Genomic DNA, 16,943 nt, shown 5'->3' with positions numbered 1-16,943 from the left:
CCACCCGACTGCCCCGCAGGGTAATCGGGCGGGTGGGCGGGAGAGGGCAGCCACCGACGGCGGAAAGCGAACGACCCTCCCCGGGCTGGGACGGCCCGCCCGTTCGCCCACCCCTCGACACGGGGTGATCGGGCGGGTGGGCGGGAGAGATCCGCCGCGAAGCAGGCGGAAAGCGAACCCCCCAAGGCCCCCCGGCCAGACCCCCGCGTATGCGCCCGCGCGCCCCACGCATGGCCCCCCACCCGGTAAGGGCAATTCACTTGTGGTGCGGGGCCGCTCCATGGAGGATCACTGCGGCTCGCTCACCTGACGGCTGCCTTACCGAACGCGGGAGTTGCCATGATCGAGGGACCGTACTTCGTGCTCGTCGTACTGGGCGCACTCGCCTGCGGCCTGGTCGCAGGAGCGTTCGTCGCGTTCTCGACGTTCGTGATGCAGGGCCTGGCCGCGCTGCCCCCGGCGCAAGGCATCGCCGCGATGCAGTCGATCAACGTCAAGGCGCTCACCGCAGGCTTCATGACCGTGTTCATGGGCGCCGCCGGCCTCAGCGCCGTCGTCGCCGTCGTCACCTTCGTGCTCTGGCCCGACGAGGGCACCGTCGAGCTGCTGCTGGGCAGCGCGCTGTATCTGTTCGGGTCGTTCGGGGTGACCATCGCCGCGAACGTCCCCCGCAACGACGCCCTCGCCAAGCTCGACCCGCAGGCACCGGAGAGCGCGGATCACTGGCGTACGTACGTCAGTGAATGGACCATGTGGAACCACATCCGGGTCGGGGCCTCGCTGGCCGCGTCGGCATCCTTCATCCTCGCCCTCACGTGACGTGACTTGATCCGCCCCATCACGCCCCGTCCCGCCCCGCCCCCAGGCCCCCGAGCACGTGCCGCGCCCGCCCACCCGACGTACAGTGGCGGAAAGCCCGCGAAACACGCGAGAGAGCTCGCGAGAAGGCACGCGAGGGAGACGGCCATGGCCGACCCCAAAGGCTTCCTCACCACCGCCCGCCAGGAATGGCCGCGCCGGCCCGTCGGTGAACGGGTCAAGGACTGGGACGAGGTGTACGTCCCCGGCGCACTGCTGCCCATCGTCGAGCGGCAGGCCGACCGCTGCATGGACTGCGGCATCCCCTTCTGCCACGACGCCTGCCCGCTGGGCAATCTGATCCCCGAGTGGAACGAACTCGTCTCGCGCGCCGACTGGAGCGCGGCGGCGGACCGGCTGCACGCCACGAACAACTTCCCCGAGTTCACCGGCCGCCTCTGCCCCGCGCCTTGCGAGGCAGGCTGCGTCCTCGCGATCAACCAGCCCGCGGTGACCATCAAGAACGTCGAGGTGGCCATCGCCGACCGGTCCTGGGCGGACGGCCTCAACCCGCCACGACCCCCGGACCGGCACTCCGGCAGGACCGTCGCGGTCGTCGGCTCCGGCCCGGCCGGACTCGCCGCCGCCCAGCAGCTGACGCGGGCCGGGCACACGGTGGCCGTGTACGAGCGCGAGGACCGCGCGGGCGGGCTCCTGCGATACGGAATCCCCGCGTTCAAGATGGAGAAGCACCACGTGGAGCGGCGGCTCGCGCAGATGCGGGACGAGGGCACCATCTTCCGTACGTCCGTCGCGATCGGGCGGGACATCGGCGCCGCGGAGCTGCGGGCCCGGCACGACGCGGTGGTACTCGCCGTCGGGGCCACCGCATGGCGTGAACTGGACGTTCAGGGACGCGAGTTGAGCGGGATCCAGCAGGCCATGGAGTATCTCCCGCTCGCCAATCGCGTGTGCGAGGGAGACCTCGACGCCTCTCCGCTGTCCGCCGCGGGCAGGCACGTCGTGATCGTCGGCGGCGGGGACACCGGTGCGGACTGCCTGGGCACGGCGGTGCGCGAAGGGGCCGCCTCCGTCACGCAGTTGGACATCTACGAACGGCCCGGCGACGTACGCGACGAACTGGCCGAGCCCTGGCCGACGTACCCGAAGGTCTACCGGCTCTCCGTCGCGCACGAGGAGGCGGGCGAGCTGCGCACCGCTCCCGCGGCGGACGCCGACGCGCGCCTGTTCGCCGCGTCCACCCTGCACTTCACCGGCGACGCGGCGGGCCGGGTACGCGCCCTGCATCTGACCGAGGTCGACGCGGACCGCCGCCCGCGCCCCGGCACCGCCCGTGAGCTCCCCGCCGATCTGGTGCTGCTCGCGCTCGGCTTCTCGGGGCCCGAGCGTACGGCGGGCGGCCTGATCGACCAGCTGGGCCTGGACGTCGACGACCGCGGCAACCTCGCCCGGGACGCGGGCTTCGCGACGAACGTGCCGGGCGTCTTCGCGACCGGCGACGCGGCCCGCGGCCAGTCACTGGTCGTGTGGGCCATCGCCGAGGGCCGCGCGACCGCCGCCGCGGTGGACCGGTGGCTGACGGGCGCGACCCAGCTCGCGGCGCCGATCAGGCCGTACGACCGGCCGATGACCGTGTGAGACGGCCCGACGCCCCGCGCAGGATGTGGTCGTGACTGTGAGCCCCCGCCCCGCACGGGCGGCGACTCACCACGCGCGAGCCCACGACGGGCTCACGACAGGAGGAAGTCGGCGTCCCCCGCCTTCGCCCCCTGGATGAACGCGTCGATCTCACCGTGCGTGTAGATCAGAGCCGGGCCGTCCGGATCCGCCGACTGACGGACGGCGACGCGGCCGTCGGCCAGCTTCATGGCCTCCAGGCAATTGCCGCCGTTGCCGCCGCTCCACGGCTTGTGCCAGCCCTCGCTGCCGAGTTCGCGGGCGGGCATGCCGTTGTAGATCCGGGAGTCGTCCCGGGACTCGGGGCGGGACGAGGCTCCGGGTTTGCCCCCGGGTCGCGTGCCGGCTCGGTGTCGATCCATTCACAGCTCCTTGCGGAGGTCCCGGAGGAGCTCCTTTGTGCGATGTGCCGTCGCGGCTTGCGCCGCCATGCGGTCCATGACCTCGAGGTGGGTGGCCACCTCGGTGCGCGCGTCCAGATAGACGGCGCCGGTCAGGTACTCGCTGTAGACCATGTCCGGCAACTCCGCCATGGCGAAGCGGAAGAGCACGAACGGTCCGTACGTGCCCGCCGCGAACGGCGCGATCTGCAACGTCACATGAGGAAGTTCGACGGCTTCGAGCAGCTTGTCGATCTGCTCGCGCATCACATCGGGACCGCCCACGGGTCTGCGCAGGGCGGTCTCGTCCATCACGATCCAGACCCGTGGCGCGTCCTCGCGGGTGAGCAGCGACTGGCGCTCCATCCGCAGCGCCACGTACCGCTCGATGTCCTCGGGGCGGGTCTGGCCGATCGCCCCGGAGCGCATCACACCGCGCGCGTACTCCTCGGTCTGCAGCAGGCCGGGCACGAAGTGCGGTTCGTAGGACCTGATGAGGCTGGCTGCCCCCTCAAGGCTGACGTACATGCTGAACCAGCCCGGCAGGATGTCGTGGAACCGCTGCCACCAGCCCGGCTTGTTCGCCTCCTCGGCGAGCGTCACGAAGGCGTCGGCCTCGTCGTCGGCGACGCCGTACGACTTCAGGAGCAGTTGGAGATACGGGATCTTCAGCGCGACCTCGGCCATCTCCATGCGACGGACCGTGGCGGGGGCGACGCGAAGGATCCGCGCCGCCTCCTCTCGTTTGAGGCCGGCGCGCTCACGCAGGTCCTGCAAACGACGGCCTAGGACGACCTGGCCGACGGTCGGCGCGGACCGCGGTTCGCTCACGTCCTACCTCCACGTACTCCATGTAATGCCAATTCACTCCGCACCTGGAGCCGTTGCCAGCAGTGTGCCATGTGCCGTCCGGAAGGAACACGCCACTGTGCACTTTTCAGAGTGGGTCTTGCCAAGGTGTTCCCGGCGGGGCGATAGTGGATGGCGTGACTCCGCCCGCGCCGTTACACACAGCTGCCGCCGAGGCCCCTGTTGGCATTACTGCCGACGCGTGGGTCGAGAGCGGTTCCGAGCTCTGCGTCAGCTTCGCGCTCGTGCCACGGCCGGGCTCCGCCGCGCAGGCCAGACGGCTGGCGAAGGCCCAGCTCCTGGGCTGGGACATCGGCGAGGACGCCCGCGACGCCGCGGCCCTCGTGGTGTCCGAGCTGGTAACCAACGCGATCGTGCACACCGCGAGCCACCGGATCGTCTGCGAGCTCTGCACAAGCCCCGGGACCCTGCGCATAGCTGTGCGTGACGACGGATACGGATCAGGTGTTCCGCGGCCCGCCCAGGACGGGCCCGACGCTGATGACGAGCACGGGAGGGGGCTGCTCCTCGTGGAGGCGGTGAGCTGCGCGTGGGGTGTGCGGGACGAGGGTCCCGGGGCCGGCCTCACCGTATGGGCGGAACTGCGGGCCTGACGTGACTGAGGGTGCGGGCGTGGGAACGACGTGGGCAGGGGGCGTGTGAGCGCGGTGACGGTGCGGCGGCTGTTGGATCTGGACACGCTGGTCCGCCTCGAACGGAGACGGGCTGCCGCCGTCACTCCGACGCCGCCGACGCGGCTCGCCGTCCCGGAGGGAATGTCGCAGCCTCTGGGGTGTGACGCGGTCTCGGTCCCTTCGCGGTTCGGGCCCCGGCTGATGGCGCGGCTGCCTCGTGTGGGGTGTGTGTACGAGGACGTGGACGCGGCGCGGTGGTGGTGGATCGTGCCGGCGGACTCCGACGTGGCGCTCGAGTGGCCCTCCCCCGCGTATTACGCCGCGGGGGCCGTGGTGCCGGGGGCCCGGCGCGCTCCCTCCTTGATCCACAGCCCCTCTGGGGGCGAGGTTCCCTATACGCCGCCGATTCCGCTGTATCTGGCCTGGTGCACGGCCACGGGGGCTACGCCGGGGTGGTCTCGGGCCGTACGGGCGTAGCCTCCGGCGGTTCCCTGCTGCGCCTGGCCTTGGTTGCCCTCATCACCGGCTCCGCCGAGTTCGTCCTCAAACGCCGGACGGGCTGGAAATCCCCCGGGCGCCGCCCCGTCCCCTCACCCCTCCACCGCGGCCTCCACCGCTGCGACGACCTCGCTCGGCGCCTCCATCTGCGCCATGTGGCCCACCCCCTCGATCACGCGGACGGCGGCCCTCCCCTCCAGGGACGCCGCATTGGACGCCGGGATCACCTGATCGGCCCCGCCCCACACGGCCACCGTCCGCACGCCCCGAGGCAGCAGGGAACTCACGTCAAGGGCCGCTCCGCCGTCCGGGGCCACCAGCGTCGGCAGGAGCGTGCGGAGCGCCGCGTCGACGCCGTCCAGGCGCTTGTACTTCAGGAGGTCGTCCACCAGCTGCCGGGTCACGAGTCCCTCGTCGGCGAAGAGCTTGCGCAGGTGCGGACGGAGTTCGCGCCGTGTCCCCGCCTCCGCGAAGCCCCGCAGGTAGGAGGCGTCCACATCAGGGCCGTACCCGGCGGGTGCGATCAGCGTCAGTGAGCCGACCCGGTCGGGAACCCCCGCCGCCACCGCCGTGACCACCGCACCCCCCAGCGAATGCCCCACCAGATGCGCCCGCTCGATGCCGAGCGCGTCGAGGAAGCCCGTGACGGCCGTCGCCAGCGAGGCCAGGCTGCCGTCCCCCACCTCCTTGCCGGACTCCCCGTGACCCGGCAGATCGAGCGCGTACACCGTGTGCCGTGCGGCGAGGGGCTCCTGCACGAAGAGCCAGGAGTTCTTGTCGCCGCCGAACCCGTGCACCAGGACGACCTCCTCCGCGCCGCCGCCCGACGTCGCGTACGCGAGCGCCCTGCCGCCCACCTCCGCGATGCCGCTCACCGGGCTGCCCTCGTCCTCCGCGGGCACCCCGCGCGCCAGCTGCTCCCGTGCCTCCGCGGCCACCCGCTCGATCTCGTCCTCCGGGACGTCCGGCCCGGCGATGACCGCTATGACACAGCCGACGGGCGCCTCACCGCCCGCGTCCGCGACGATCCGCCGCAGTACGCCGCCGCGTGACGCCTCCAGCGTGCCCGCGATCTTGTCGGTGTCGATCTCCGCCAGATCGTCACCCTCCTCGACCTCGTCGCCCTCCTGCGCGATCCACTCGGTGATCTTTCCGGTCTTCATGGACAGGCCCCACTTGGGCATGGTGACCCGCTCGATGAACGGCATCCTCACGGTTTCCTCACGGCTTCCAGTCGACGACTGACTTGACCGCGGCGGCGACCCGCGCGGCGTCCGGCATATAGAGGTCTTCGAGCGTCGGACTGAACGGCACCGGCGTGTGCGGCGCGGTCACCGTCTCGATCGGCGCCCGCAGCGCCCCGAACGCCTCGCGCGCGACCAGCGCCGAGACGTCGGCGGCCATCCCGCAGCGCGGCCCCGCCTCGTCGACCACGACCAGGCGCCCGGTGGCCGCGACGCTCTCGAGGATCGTGTCGGCGTCCAGCGGGCTTGTCGTGCGGGGGTCGATGACCTCGCAGCTCATCCCGGACGAGGCCAGGCCGTCCGCCGCGTCGCAGGCCACGTTCACCATCCGCCCGAGGGCCACGATCGTCACGTCCTGGCCCTCGCGCACGATGCCCGCCTCGCCGAAGGGGATCGCGTAGCTCTCGACGGGGACCTCGCCCACCACGTCGTACATCGCCTTGTGCTCGCAGAAGATCACCGGGTCGTCGTCCCTGATCGCCTGGATCATCAGACCCTTCGCGTCGTACGGGGATGAGGGCAGGACGACCTTCAGACCCGGCACGGCGGTGAACGCCGGGTACATGGCCTGCGAGTGCTGGGCCGCCGCCCGAAGACCGGCCCCGTACATGGCGCGGATGACGACGGGAGTGACGGCCTTGCCGCCGAACATGTACCGGAACTTCGCCGCCTGGTTGAAGATCTGGTCGAAGCACACCCCCATGAAGTCGATGAACATGAGCTCGGCGACCGGCCGCAGGCCGCGCGTCGCGGCGCCGATCGCCGCCCCGATGAACGCCGACTCCGAGATCGGGGTGTCGAGGACCCGCCCGGGGAAGCGCGGGTAGAGCCCCTTCGTCACGCCCAACACCCCTCCCCAGGCGTCGGATTCGCCGGGTGCGCCCGCGCCGCCCGCGTTGTCCTCGCCCATGACGATGACCGAGGGGTCGCGCTCCATCTCCTGCGCCAGTGCCTCGCCCAGCGCCTCGCGATAGCTGATGCTGCGTGCCACGGTCGACTCCCCTCAGAGGTACGAGATGTAGACGTCGGTCTCCAGATCCGCGCCGGTCGGCAGGGGCGCCGCCTGGGCCTCCGACACGGCCTCGTCGATCAGCCGGGCGACCTCGGTGTCGATCGCGTCGAGCTGAGCCACCGTGACTTCGCCCCGGACCCGCTCCCGGAAGCGTTTGATGCAGTCGAGTTCGGCGCGGGCGTGGCGCACCTCGTCCGTCCGGTACTTCTGCTGGTCGCCCTCGAAGTGGCCGTAGTAGCGCGTGAGTTGGACCTCGATGAGGCTGGGCCCGCCGCCCGAACGCGCTCGGGCGACCGCCTCGCCCGCCGCCTCGTGCACCGCGAAGAAGTCGAAGCCGTCGACCGTGACCCCGGGCATGCCGAAGGCCGCCGCGCGGGCCGCGATGGAGCCGCCTCCGACGGACCACTCGGCCGAAGTGGCCTCCGCGTAGCCGTTGTTCTCGGCGACGAAGACGGCGGGCAGCTGCCAGACGGACGCGAGGTTCAGGGATTCGAGGGTGGTGCCCTGATTGCTGCCGCCGTCCCCGAAGAAGGCCACGCCGACGCCGCCGTCCCCGCGCACCTTCGCGGCGAGCGCGGCGCCGCAGATGAGGGGCGGCCCGCCGCCGACGATGCCGTTGGCGCCGAGCATGCCCTTGGAGAGGTCGGCGATGTGCATGGAGCCGCCCTTGCCGTGGCACGACCCGGTCGTACGTCCATAGATCTCGGCCATCATCGACTTCACGTCGACGTGCTTGGCGATGCAGTGACCGTGGCCCCGGTGCGTGGAGGCGATGACGTCGCGGTCGTCGTCCAGGTGGGCGCAGACTCCGGTGGCGGATGCCTCCTCACCTGCGTACAAGTGCACGAAGCCGGGGATGTCGCCGGTCGCGAACTCCTCGTGCAGACGCTCCTCGAAGTCACGGATCGTACGCATCGTGCGGTACGCGTCAAGCAGTGCGGGCCCGTCCAGGCCGTGCTCATGGGGGACTTGCGGTGTCCGGAGAGTGTCGGTCACGGAAGAACTCCTTTGCCTGCGCGGGTGCGGAGTTGCCTGCATGGGGTATGGCACTGCGGGCTCGGTGAACCGGCAACAGTTGCCCGGGGTTGCAAGCCCGCACAGGACGTACGCAAAACGGAGAAGGAGAAGCAGACGAACCACAAACAGAGCAACACCCCTGAAGAGAACGGGACTTCAGAAGCACGAGCCGGGACATCGGAGTCGGAGTCGCTGCTCTTCGGCGGGCCCCTGCGCTACGACACCGGCTGGGCCCAGCACGAGGAGGCCTTCCTCCAGCTGGGGTTCCGGTCCATGCTCAAGCGGCTCCCCGCGCTCCTCGCCGCCAGCTTCCGGCTGGCCTGGCAGGCCGACCGGCGGGCCGCCCGCATCGTCATCGGCGCCGAGGTGGGCCGCGGACTCGCCCAGGCGGTGAGCCTCCTCGCGGTCAACAGCGTGCTGGGGCGCCTGCTGACCGACGCCCCGGTCGCCGACCGGATGCGCGGCGCCGCGCCCGCCCTGGTGACGGTGGCCTGCGTGCTGTTCGTGGCCGCGCTGCTGCGCGCGGCGTCGACGTACGCGACAGGACGCCTTGAGCCGAAGGTCGAACGCGTCGCCACCGAGCAGTACTTGGAGAGGGCCGCGTCGGTGGAGCTCGCGGCCATCGAGGACGACGCGTTCCACAAGCTGCTCGACACGGCGCAGTACGGAGCCGCGTCGGCCCGCCGCATGATCGGCATCTCCACGCGCGTGGTGAACGCGATGATCTCGCTGATCGCGGCGGCGAGCGTGCTGACCGTCCTGCACCCGGTGCTGCTTCCGCTCCTGGTGACCATGACCCTGCCGAGCGCGTGGAGCGCCCTGACGATCGCCCGGCGCCGCTATGTCTCCTTCCACGCGTGGGTGCAGCACGCCCGCGCGGGACGCCTCATCGGCAGCCTGCTCACGGAGGCGCGGGCCGCCCCGGAGATCCGGGTGCACGGCGTGGGTCCTTTCCTGCTGCGGCACTTCCGGTCCATGTCGGAGGCGGCGGAGGAGGAGCAGGCGCGCCTGGCGCGGCTCGCCGCCCGTACGGGTCTGATCGCGGCGGCGTGGACGGGCGTCGCCACCGTGGCGACGTACGCGACGCTCGGCGGGCTACTGCTCGCCGGGGCGATGGCGCTGTCCGTCGCGGGCACCGCCGTCATCGCGATCCGCACCGGCGCGTCCAATCTCGACACGCTCGTCGTGGAGATCAACTCCCTGCACGAGGACGCCCTGTTCGTCGGCGACCTGGAGCGGCTCTTCGTGGAGGCCGCGCAGCGCGCGATCCCGGTCGGCGGCGCCGAACTGCCGCCGGACCCACGGGAGATACGGTTCGAGAACGTCACCTTCCGCTATCCGGGGACCTCGGGCAGGGACGCGCTCAGCGACGTCTCGCTCACCCTGCCGACCGGGAAGATCGTCGCCCTCGTGGGCGAGAACGGCTCCGGCAAGACCACCCTGGTGAAGCTGCTCGCCGGTCTGTACGCGCCGAAGGACGGCCGGATCCTGTGGGACGACGTCGACGCGGCGACCGCGGACCGGCACCAACTGGCGGAACGTATCGCGATGGTGGCGCAGGACTTCAAGCGCTGGCCGTTCACGGCGCGGGTGAACATCGCGATCGGCCGGTCGTCGGTGGCTCTCACGGACGAGCGGATCGGCGCGGCGGTCGGGGAGGCCGGCGCCGGGGACGTCGTGGCCGATCTGCCGCGCGGGCTCGACACGTTGCTGGCCCGCGCGTTCACCGGTGGGCACGAGCTGTCGGGCGGTCAGTGGCAGCGGCTCGGCATCGCGCGCGCCGCGTACCGGCGCGGCAGCATCCTCATCGTGGACGAGCCGACGGCGGCGCTCGACGCCCGGGCCGAGCTGGAGGTCTTCGAGAAGATCAGGGCCCTGGCCGGGACGGGCCAGACCGTCATCCTCATCACCCACCGCCTGGCGTCGGTGCGCCACGCGGATCTGGTCCATGTCCTGGACGGAGGGCGCCTGGTGGAGTCGGGCACGCCGGACGAGCTCCTGCGGACGGGTGGTGTCTACGCGGAGCTGTACGCCCTGCAGGCCGACCAGTTCACGGCGAAGATTCCCTCACCGAACGGGCACGCCGAGCGCTGAGGGGCGCGCTCGGGCCTACGCGGCGGCGACCACTTCGGTCACGTCGGTCACCTCGGCCACGTCGGTCACGGCGCTCACCGTGCTCACTTCGGGCTTGCGCACGATCACCAGGAAGGCGTCGGAGGCGAGGTCCATCACGACCTCCGCCTGCTGCCCCTCCATACGGCGGGCCCGCGCGAACTCCTCCGCGGGCCACGATCCTCGCGGCCCACCGGCCGGAAAGCGTTCCAGTACCACTCGGCTGTTCATCATCGTCCTTCTGCTCCCCCGTCGGCAGTCCTCACGGACTCTCACGGAGTAGAACGCACTGAGGGGCACAAAGGACTCACAACGTGACCGACCTGACACATGGTTGTACCGGTTCCTCACATCTCGTACTCGTCGTGATACCTCACCCGGCTGCTGCCGGCCGGAGCCCCGATGGCCGCCGACCGGCCCTTCGGCTCCTCCCACTCCTCCTGCCGGCCAAGGGCGGTGAGATCAAAGAGGCTGGAGTACGAGCCCACCCAGTCGAGGCCGCGGGCGTACGTCGAGTACGTGTGGAAGACGCGGTCGCCTTCGCGCAGGAAGCAGCTGAGGCCCGGCTGCTCGTAGGATCCCTCGCCGCCCTCGCCGTCGCCGACGGTGGCGACCGTGGCGTTGAAGTCCTGGTTGAAGTCGCTGCCGTTCGAGGAGTACCACGGCACCGTCCAGCCCATCCGTGCCTTGAAGGGCAGGATCTTGGTGAAGGGCGCGCGGGAGACGGCGATGAAGTTCGTGCTGCGGGCCCGCAGATGGGCGAGGTGCCCGATCTGGTCGAGGAAGGCCGAGCAGCTGCGGCAGCCCGCGTCCCACTCCGGGGCGAACATGAAGTGGTAGACGATCAGTTGGGCGTCCCCGTCGAAGAGGTCGAACAGCCTCGCCTTGCCGTCGGAACCGTCGAACAGATACTCCTTGTCGATCTCGACCATCGGCAGCCGACGCCGCTCGGCGTTGAGCGCGTCACGCGCCCGGGTCTCCGCCTTCTCCTTGGCGAGCAGTTCCTCGCGCGCGGCGAGCCACTCCTCGCGCGTGACGATGCCGGGAAGTCCCATGGCCCCTCAGTCCCTCCTGCGGACCCGCCCCTCGGATCCGTGCTTCTCCGAGGGGTGACCTGCGGACTCGTCGGAACTCATCGGTCGCGGCGGAGAAACTTCAAAGAATCTGGGAAACCCCGGAGAACCTAGAACGTCACCGGAAGCGAGAGCAGTCCGCCCTCAGCCCTCGTAGTCCTGGATCCGCTTCCCGTGGCTGCGGTCGATCAGGGCGGGCAGTTCGGCGCCCAACTCCTCGACGATTCCCGGCACATCGAGGGTCAGCAGGCGCCGGTCGCGCATCAGGATCCGTCCGTCGACGATCGTCGTGGTGACGTCCGCCGAGCGGGCGCTGTGCACGAGCGTGGCCGCGAGGTCGTGCACGGGCTGGGTGTGCGGCCCGTCGAGGTCGACGAGGACGATGTCGGCGCGGCGGCCCGGCGCGAGGCTGCCGATCTCGTCGCCAAGACCGACGGCCCGCGCGCTCTGCAGCGTGGCGTGGTCGAGGGCCTGGCGCGCGGTCAGCCACGCCGGGTCGCGCTGCGTGGACTTCTGCACGAGTGCGGTGAGCGCCATGGACTCCCACACGTCCAGGGTGTTGTTCGACGCGGCGCCGTCCGTGGCCAGGCCGACGGGGATGCCGATCTCGCGCAGGGCGCGCACGGGGGTGGTGTCCCAGCCGAACTTGAGGTAGCCACGCGGCGCGGACGCCACGGCGATGCGGCCCGTGCCCTGCCGCAGCACGGGCAGGTCCCGGTCGAGGATGCCGGTGCCGTGCGCGATGAGGACGTCCACGTCGAGCAGTCCCGCGCGGTGCAGGATCTCGATGGGGGTGAGTCCGTGGCGGTCCAGGCTGTTGTCGGTCTGGGCGCGGTTCTCGGAGGCGTGCAGATGGACCATGAGGCCGTGCTCGCGGGCGAGTTCGGCGGTCGCGGCGAGATCCGCCTCGTCGACGGTGTAGGGGGCGTGCGGGGCGAGCGAGGTGGTGATGCGGCCGTCGGCGGCGCCGCTCTGCCTCAGCGCGAACTCCAGGGATGCGGCGCGGCCCTCGGGCCCCTGCGAGGAGAAGAAGGCAGCGCCGAGGTTGGCGCGAAGACCGCTCTGCGTGACGGCGTCGGCGACGGTGTCCATCGCGAAGTAGTGGTCCGCGAAGGTCGTCACCCCGCCCCGGATCATCTCGGCGCAGGCGAGCCGCGCGCCGAGCCCGACGACGCGCTCGGTCAGATTGGACTCGATGGGCCAGATCCAGTCGTTGAACCACTCGTGCGCCGGCAGATCCTCGGCGATGCCGCGCAGGGCCACCATCGGCGTGTGCGTATGGCAGTTGATCAGGCCCGGCAGGGCCGCCTGACCGCGTGCGTCGATGCGCTCGACGGCTTGCAGGCCGGCCACGGCAGGGGTGGTGGTGACGGCGTCGATGCGGCCATCTCGTACGACGACGGCCGCGTCGTCGAGGAATCCGACCTGACCCCCTTCGTCGTGGACGAGGGCCGTGCAGCCCGTGATGACGAGATCGGCGGGGCCGTGCGCGGGAGGCGGCGTCATCTCTTCAAGGTACGGGGAGTGCGCATCCCGTGCCCTGTCGCGTCGCCGGTTTCGCGAGCACGCTGACGTCAACCCACCCACCACGCGAGGACAGTTGGAGCCCGTCATGCTCGTCGGCACTTGGAACCTGGAGAACCTCTACCGGCCCGGCGGCAAGTTCGGGCCCAAGGACAAGGCCGCGTACGAGGCGAAATTGGCCTCGCTCGCGGCGACGATCAAGGCGATGAAACCGAGCGTGCTCGCCGTGCAGGAGGTCGGCGACCCGGAAGCCCTCGCGGATCTGGCCGGGATGCTCGATGGCACCTGGCACACCACTCTCTCGGAGCACGCGGACGAGCGCGGCACCCGCGTCGGCTTCCTCACCTCGCTTCCGGTGTTCGTCGTCGCCGACGAGGACTGCTTCCCGGCGTCGGTGCGCCCGGTGCAGGTCAGCGACGCGGGCAAGCCGGTGGCGCGGGCGGGGCGCGGGGTGCTCGCGGTGACGGTGACGACGCGGGCCTTCGTCTTCGACGCGGCCGTCTGCCATCTGAAGTCGAAGCTGCTCTCGTACGGCGGCGGCCGGTTCCAGCCGCGCGACGAGGGCGAGCGGGCCCGCTATGGGGCGTACGCGCTGTACCGGCGTTCGGCCGAGGCGACGCTGGTGCGCTCCCTGGCCGACCGACTCCTGAAGGGCGACGGCCGCGAGCACGATGTCGTCGTGCTCGGCGACCTGAACGACGAGGTGTCGGCGGCGACGACCCAGATCCTGCTCGGCCCGCCCGGGTCGGAGATCGGCACGCCCGGCTTCGACCAGCCGGACAAGGGCGACGCGAGCCGCCTGTGGAACGTGGCGCCGCTCATCCCGGCCGGACAGCGCTACTCCCGCATCCACGCGGGGCGCCGGGAGCTGATCGACCACGCCCTGGTGAGCCGCGGCCTGCTGAATCTGGTCACGGCGGCGGGCACGGGCGTGCCGGGCTCGACGGCGACCGCGCTGCCGTCGGTCGAGGACGGGGATCCGGCGGAGCGGAGGAACGCGACGGGCTCGGACCACGCGCCGGTGTGGATACGGATCGAGCGCTAGCCTCAGCCGTCGGCTTTCGCCGCCGCCTCCTGGCGCCGCCAGGCCTGCTGGAGCCGCAGTGTGTCCTCGAGGACCGTGTCCTCGACCATCCGCCCCCAGCGGATCCTGACCCACTGGATGCCCTCGTTCTCGTACGCGCTGCCGTCCGCGAGGGTGGCCTCGATGCGCAGCCGGACGACGACGGTGGTGTTCCAGGGCCAGCCCTTGACGACCATGTCGGTGAGGCCGAGCCGCATGCCGGGGAAGCACTGGTTGGCCTTCTCGAACCAGTCGGCGAAGGCTTCCGGGCCGTGCAGCTCGGCGCCGAGGATGTTGTCGCCGATGAAGCGGAACCGCAGGTCGGGGGCTGCCATGGCGACGGCGGGGTGGTAGTTGCCGCTGCCGTCGCCGGTGGTGCGCCAGAGGGCTCGGACCTTGGCGCGGACGATGGCGTGGTACATCGGGGCACCTCCAGTGACCGTGACCGAGTACCTTGCATTTCGCAAGGGACCGTCTCCGGTCAGCCTAGGCCGGTAACTTGCAAACAACAAGCGAGTACCGTGGGCCCATGAGAGGCGAACGCTTTGCCCGGATGCACTGCTCGGTGGCGCGCGCGGCGGCCGTGACGGCCGACCAGTGGACGGTGCTGATCCTGCGCGACCTCTTCCTGGGCCTGAACCGCTACGAAGATCTCCGTGCCGACCTCGGCATCGCGACGAACATCCTGGCGGACCGCCTCGACCACCTGACCGCCGAGGGCGTCGTGGAGCGCCGGGCGTACCAGGACCGTCCGGTGCGCCACGAGTACGTGCTCACACCCGCGGGCCGGGAGCTCTACGGCACCGTGCTGACCCTCATGACCTGGGGCGACCGCCACCGCTCCGACGGCGGCGGCCCGCCGCTGCTGCCCGTCCACGACACCTGCGGCCACCCCGCCGAACCCCGGGTGACCTGCGCGCACTGCGGTGGGGAGCTGACGCCGGAGACGGTGACGCACACGCCGGGTCCCGGCGGGCGGACGGCGCCGGGGACGGCGCTGGTGCACACGGTGCTTGCCGAGGGCTGAGCCTCAGCCGCGCGGCAGCACCGTCGAGAGGACGCCCGGCAGCGGGTACCAGTCCGACGACACGATGCTGGCGTTGCCGCGCGCGAGCAGGGCGACGCGCTCCCGGGCCTGGGCCTCGGTCGGGTTCACGGAGTCGATGGCCGGGGCGACGTTGTGGGCGTCGGACATGACGACGAGATAGCGCCGGTCGGCGTACCACTTGGTGTCGATGGCGCCGCCCGCGTACGCGGACGCGTCGCCGTCGAACAGCACGAACCAGGGCCGGATCGCCGCGTCCGCGTACCGCCCGCGCGGGTCGCCCGCCTCCGCGCCGAGCACGGCGGGGAACGCCGCGGCATCGCCGATGCGCGCCGCCGCCGCGAGGTCACGCAGATGCGTGGCGTACTCGCGGTCGGTCCACAGGGTGTCGGCCGGGTTGCCCTGCTCGACGGTGCCGGGGATCAGCTCGACGATGAACTTGCCCGCGAGGGCGCCGCGCTGGGGCCAGCCGTCGCTCCGTACGGCCTCGTCGAGGGTGGCGTGACCTCCGGTGAGCTCGCCGGGCCGGTAGACGGCGTCGCCGAGCTTGCTCTTGAGGAGGGCGTCGAGGTCGGCGGGCCCGCGCCCGTTCCTCCCCTGGAACCCGTCCTTCAGCTCGACCTTGACCAGGATGGGCCGGTGGCCGGGGTGGGCGTCGTGCCAGCTCTTCATGTCCGCGAGGCATCCGGCGAGACTCTGATTGCGCGGCTTGGTACGCAATTCGGCCGGACTCGCGGCGTTCTCGCAATTGTTGTCGTTCCCGACCGGGTTGCTGTGCGAGACCCGCCAACCGCTGCCGAACACGTTGGTCCATACGTCGAGTTCGAGCATCCCGGCGCCGGAGTCGAGCGCGTCGGCGAAGTACGGGTACTTCGACTTCTCGTAGGCGTTGTGGACGCCGACGCCGGTGGTGGACGCATACGGCGACTGCGGTGCCGGATCGCCGGCGGCGAGGGCGGTGCCGCTCGCGGACCCCGCGGCTCCGAACGCCAGTGCGCCCGCCGCCGCGACCGCCATGGCAAGGCCTGTCCCGGTATGTGCCCTCATGCCAGCCGTCCCCTCCACCGCTCCGGTCAAGTCCCGTGAAACGTAGGGGAGTTGCGTGTCAGAAGGGAAGACGGCGGCTTACGGGCAAGGAGAGATATCCGGCCGTGCGGACGGGAGGGAGGCGGCGGGGAGCGTGGCGTGTCCGCTACCGTCTGCGCCCGTTATGGATCAACGTACTCAGAGATCCACCCGCCTGTAGACACTGATCTGCCCCCGTAGAAAGGGATCAGCCCTCATGGCCCTCACCCTCTCCCCCGTCTCCCGCACCCGTCTCGCCGTGGCCGTGGCCGCCACCGCGGTCCTCGCCGTCGGCGCCCCGGCCGCGTACGCCTCGCTCGACACCGACACGCGCGCGCCCGGCAAGACCACCACGTCGCAGGTGTCGCGCGGTGAGGCCTACACCGAGACCCGCCTCCTCTTCGGGACCGAACGCCCCGACGGCGGCCCCGATGTGACCGACAAGCAGTTCATGAAGTTCATCGACGACGAGGTGACGCCGTCGTTCCCCGACGGGCTCACGGTGCAGGACGGGCGCGGCCAGTGGCGGGACTCGAACGGCAAGATCGAGCGTGAGCGTTCGTACGAACTGATCCTGCTGTATCCGACGTCGCAGGCACACCAGCGCGACGCGCTCGTCGAGGAGATCCGCGAGGACTACGTGAAGGAGTACGCGCAGGACTCGGTGGCGCGGCTCGACGACCGGCTGCGCGTGGACTTCTGAGACGCGCCATGCCGTGCCCTGCCCCGCCCTGCCGGGCCGGGGCTCGGGTTCACGCCACCGCGGTGAGCTCTGCGAGCAGGGCGTCGAGGCGCTCCGCGTGCCGCCGCGGCAGGCGCCCCGTGTCGTCGACGTGCACCGCGCAGGCGGTCGTGGTGTCGACGAGGCGTTCGAGGGTGGCCGCCACCTTCTCCGAGCCCGCGGAGTGCCGCGCCAGGGTGGGGAGTTCG

Annotated in this window: 17 protein-coding genes and 1 pseudogene; 8 read left to right on the top strand and 10 right to left on the bottom strand. The window is 71.2% G+C overall.

Annotated elements, in window-relative coordinates; genetic code table 11:
- The first annotated feature begins 339 nt into the window (after positions 1 to 339).
- Positions 340 to 819, top strand: a complete 480-nt coding sequence (locus tag ABD378_RS17390) for an anthrone oxygenase family protein (protein WP_344521831.1) — start codon at positions 340 to 342, stop codon at positions 817 to 819.
- A gap of 147 nt (positions 820 to 966) precedes the next feature.
- Entirely contained in the window at positions 967 to 2,457 is a 1,491-nt protein-coding gene (locus ABD378_RS17385; RefSeq protein WP_344521830.1) for a glutamate synthase subunit beta, read from the top strand.
- A 92-nt stretch (positions 2,458 to 2,549) separates the two neighbouring features.
- Here the strand turns inward: ABD378_RS17385 and ABD378_RS17380 are convergent, their stop codons facing one another.
- Entirely contained in the window at positions 2,550 to 2,765 is a 216-nt protein-coding gene (locus tag ABD378_RS17380) for a DUF397 domain-containing protein (RefSeq protein WP_344521850.1), read from the bottom strand.
- Positions 2,766 to 2,858: 93 nt separating this feature from the next.
- Entirely contained in the window at positions 2,859 to 3,707 is an 849-nt protein-coding gene (locus ABD378_RS17375) for a helix-turn-helix domain-containing protein (RefSeq protein ID WP_344521829.1), read from the bottom strand.
- A gap of 263 nt (positions 3,708 to 3,970) precedes the next feature.
- Here ABD378_RS17375 and ABD378_RS17370 point away from each other — a divergent pair, with 263 nt between their 5' ends.
- Positions 3,971 to 4,339 carry an ATP-binding protein gene (locus ABD378_RS17370; protein ID WP_344521828.1) on the top strand — a complete coding sequence of 123 codons (369 nt, stop codon included), beginning with the start codon at positions 3,971 to 3,973 and terminating at the stop codon, positions 4,337 to 4,339.
- A 45-nt stretch (positions 4,340 to 4,384) separates the two neighbouring features.
- Positions 4,385 to 4,837: a hypothetical protein gene (locus ABD378_RS17365; RefSeq protein ID WP_344521827.1), complete on the top strand. Its 453-nt coding sequence runs from the start codon at positions 4,385 to 4,387 to the stop codon at positions 4,835 to 4,837.
- Between the two features lie 113 nt (positions 4,838 to 4,950).
- On the opposite strand, the gene ABD378_RS17360 is transcribed toward ABD378_RS17365, so the two are convergent.
- From ABD378_RS17360 to ABD378_RS17350, 3 genes are read right to left on the bottom strand one after another with little or no spacing between them, the layout of a single operon-like run.
- Entirely contained in the window at positions 4,951 to 6,066 is a 1,116-nt protein-coding gene (locus ABD378_RS17360; RefSeq protein WP_344521826.1) for an acetoin dehydrogenase dihydrolipoyllysine-residue acetyltransferase subunit, read from the bottom strand.
- Positions 6,067 to 6,079: 13 nt separating this feature from the next.
- Positions 6,080 to 7,093, bottom strand: a complete 1,014-nt coding sequence (locus ABD378_RS17355; protein WP_344521825.1) for an alpha-ketoacid dehydrogenase subunit beta — start codon at positions 7,091 to 7,093, stop codon at positions 6,080 to 6,082.
- A gap of 12 nt (positions 7,094 to 7,105) precedes the next feature.
- On the bottom strand, positions 7,106 to 8,110 hold the full coding sequence (locus ABD378_RS17350; RefSeq protein ID WP_344521824.1) for a thiamine pyrophosphate-dependent dehydrogenase E1 component subunit alpha: 1,005 nt from the start codon (positions 8,108 to 8,110) through the stop codon (positions 7,106 to 7,108).
- 294 nt (positions 8,111 to 8,404) lie between these two features.
- Here ABD378_RS17350 and ABD378_RS17345 point away from each other — a divergent pair, with 294 nt between their 5' ends.
- Positions 8,405 to 10,225, top strand: a complete 1,821-nt coding sequence (locus ABD378_RS17345) for an ABC transporter ATP-binding protein (RefSeq protein WP_344521849.1) — start codon at positions 8,405 to 8,407, stop codon at positions 10,223 to 10,225.
- Between the two features lie 69 nt (positions 10,226 to 10,294).
- Here ABD378_RS17345 and ABD378_RS17340 read toward each other — a convergent pair.
- The 3 genes and pseudogenes from ABD378_RS17340 to ABD378_RS17330 form a co-directional block, all read right to left on the bottom strand.
- Positions 10,295 to 10,474: pseudogene (locus tag ABD378_RS17340) on the bottom strand (hypothetical protein); the annotation flags it as partial.
- A 116-nt stretch (positions 10,475 to 10,590) separates the two neighbouring features.
- Entirely contained in the window at positions 10,591 to 11,298 is a 708-nt protein-coding gene (locus ABD378_RS17335; RefSeq protein WP_344521823.1) for a DUF899 domain-containing protein, read from the bottom strand.
- 162 nt (positions 11,299 to 11,460) lie between these two features.
- Positions 11,461 to 12,822: an amidohydrolase gene (locus ABD378_RS17330; RefSeq protein WP_344521822.1), complete on the bottom strand. Its 1,362-nt coding sequence runs from the start codon at positions 12,820 to 12,822 to the stop codon at positions 11,461 to 11,463.
- Positions 12,823 to 12,928: 106 nt separating this feature from the next.
- On the opposite strand from ABD378_RS17330, the gene ABD378_RS17325 reads away from it, so the two are divergent.
- The gene (locus ABD378_RS17325) at positions 12,929 to 13,885 is read left to right on the top strand and encodes an endonuclease/exonuclease/phosphatase family protein (protein ID WP_344521821.1); all 957 of its coding nucleotides are present in this window, start codon (positions 12,929 to 12,931) and stop codon (positions 13,883 to 13,885) included.
- Positions 13,886 to 13,887: 2 nt separating this feature from the next.
- Here the strand turns inward: ABD378_RS17325 and ABD378_RS17320 are convergent, their stop codons facing one another.
- The gene (locus ABD378_RS17320) at positions 13,888 to 14,325 is read right to left on the bottom strand and encodes a nuclear transport factor 2 family protein (RefSeq protein WP_344521820.1); all 438 of its coding nucleotides are present in this window, start codon (positions 14,323 to 14,325) and stop codon (positions 13,888 to 13,890) included.
- A 107-nt stretch (positions 14,326 to 14,432) separates the two neighbouring features.
- Between ABD378_RS17320 and ABD378_RS17315 the strand changes: the two genes are divergently transcribed.
- Positions 14,433 to 14,930, top strand: a complete 498-nt coding sequence (locus ABD378_RS17315) for a winged helix-turn-helix transcriptional regulator (RefSeq protein WP_344521819.1) — start codon at positions 14,433 to 14,435, stop codon at positions 14,928 to 14,930.
- Between the two features lie 3 nt (positions 14,931 to 14,933).
- On the opposite strand, the gene ABD378_RS17310 is transcribed toward ABD378_RS17315, so the two are convergent.
- Entirely contained in the window at positions 14,934 to 15,995 is a 1,062-nt protein-coding gene (locus ABD378_RS17310) for a phosphatidylinositol-specific phospholipase C domain-containing protein (protein WP_344521818.1), read from the bottom strand.
- A 235-nt stretch (positions 15,996 to 16,230) separates the two neighbouring features.
- On the opposite strand from ABD378_RS17310, the gene ABD378_RS17305 reads away from it, so the two are divergent.
- Positions 16,231 to 16,716: a DUF3574 domain-containing protein gene (locus ABD378_RS17305; RefSeq protein WP_344521817.1), complete on the top strand. Its 486-nt coding sequence runs from the start codon at positions 16,231 to 16,233 to the stop codon at positions 16,714 to 16,716.
- Positions 16,717 to 16,943 lie beyond the last annotated feature (227 nt).

Origin of the sequence: Streptomyces rectiviolaceus (assembly GCF_039533825.1) — a bacterium.
GTDB classification, from domain to species: Bacteria; Actinomycetota; Actinomycetes; order Streptomycetales; family Streptomycetaceae; genus Streptomyces; species Streptomyces rectiviolaceus.
Note: the sequence above shows the minus strand (reverse complement) of the source record. Positions and strands in the feature narration are given on the sequence as shown.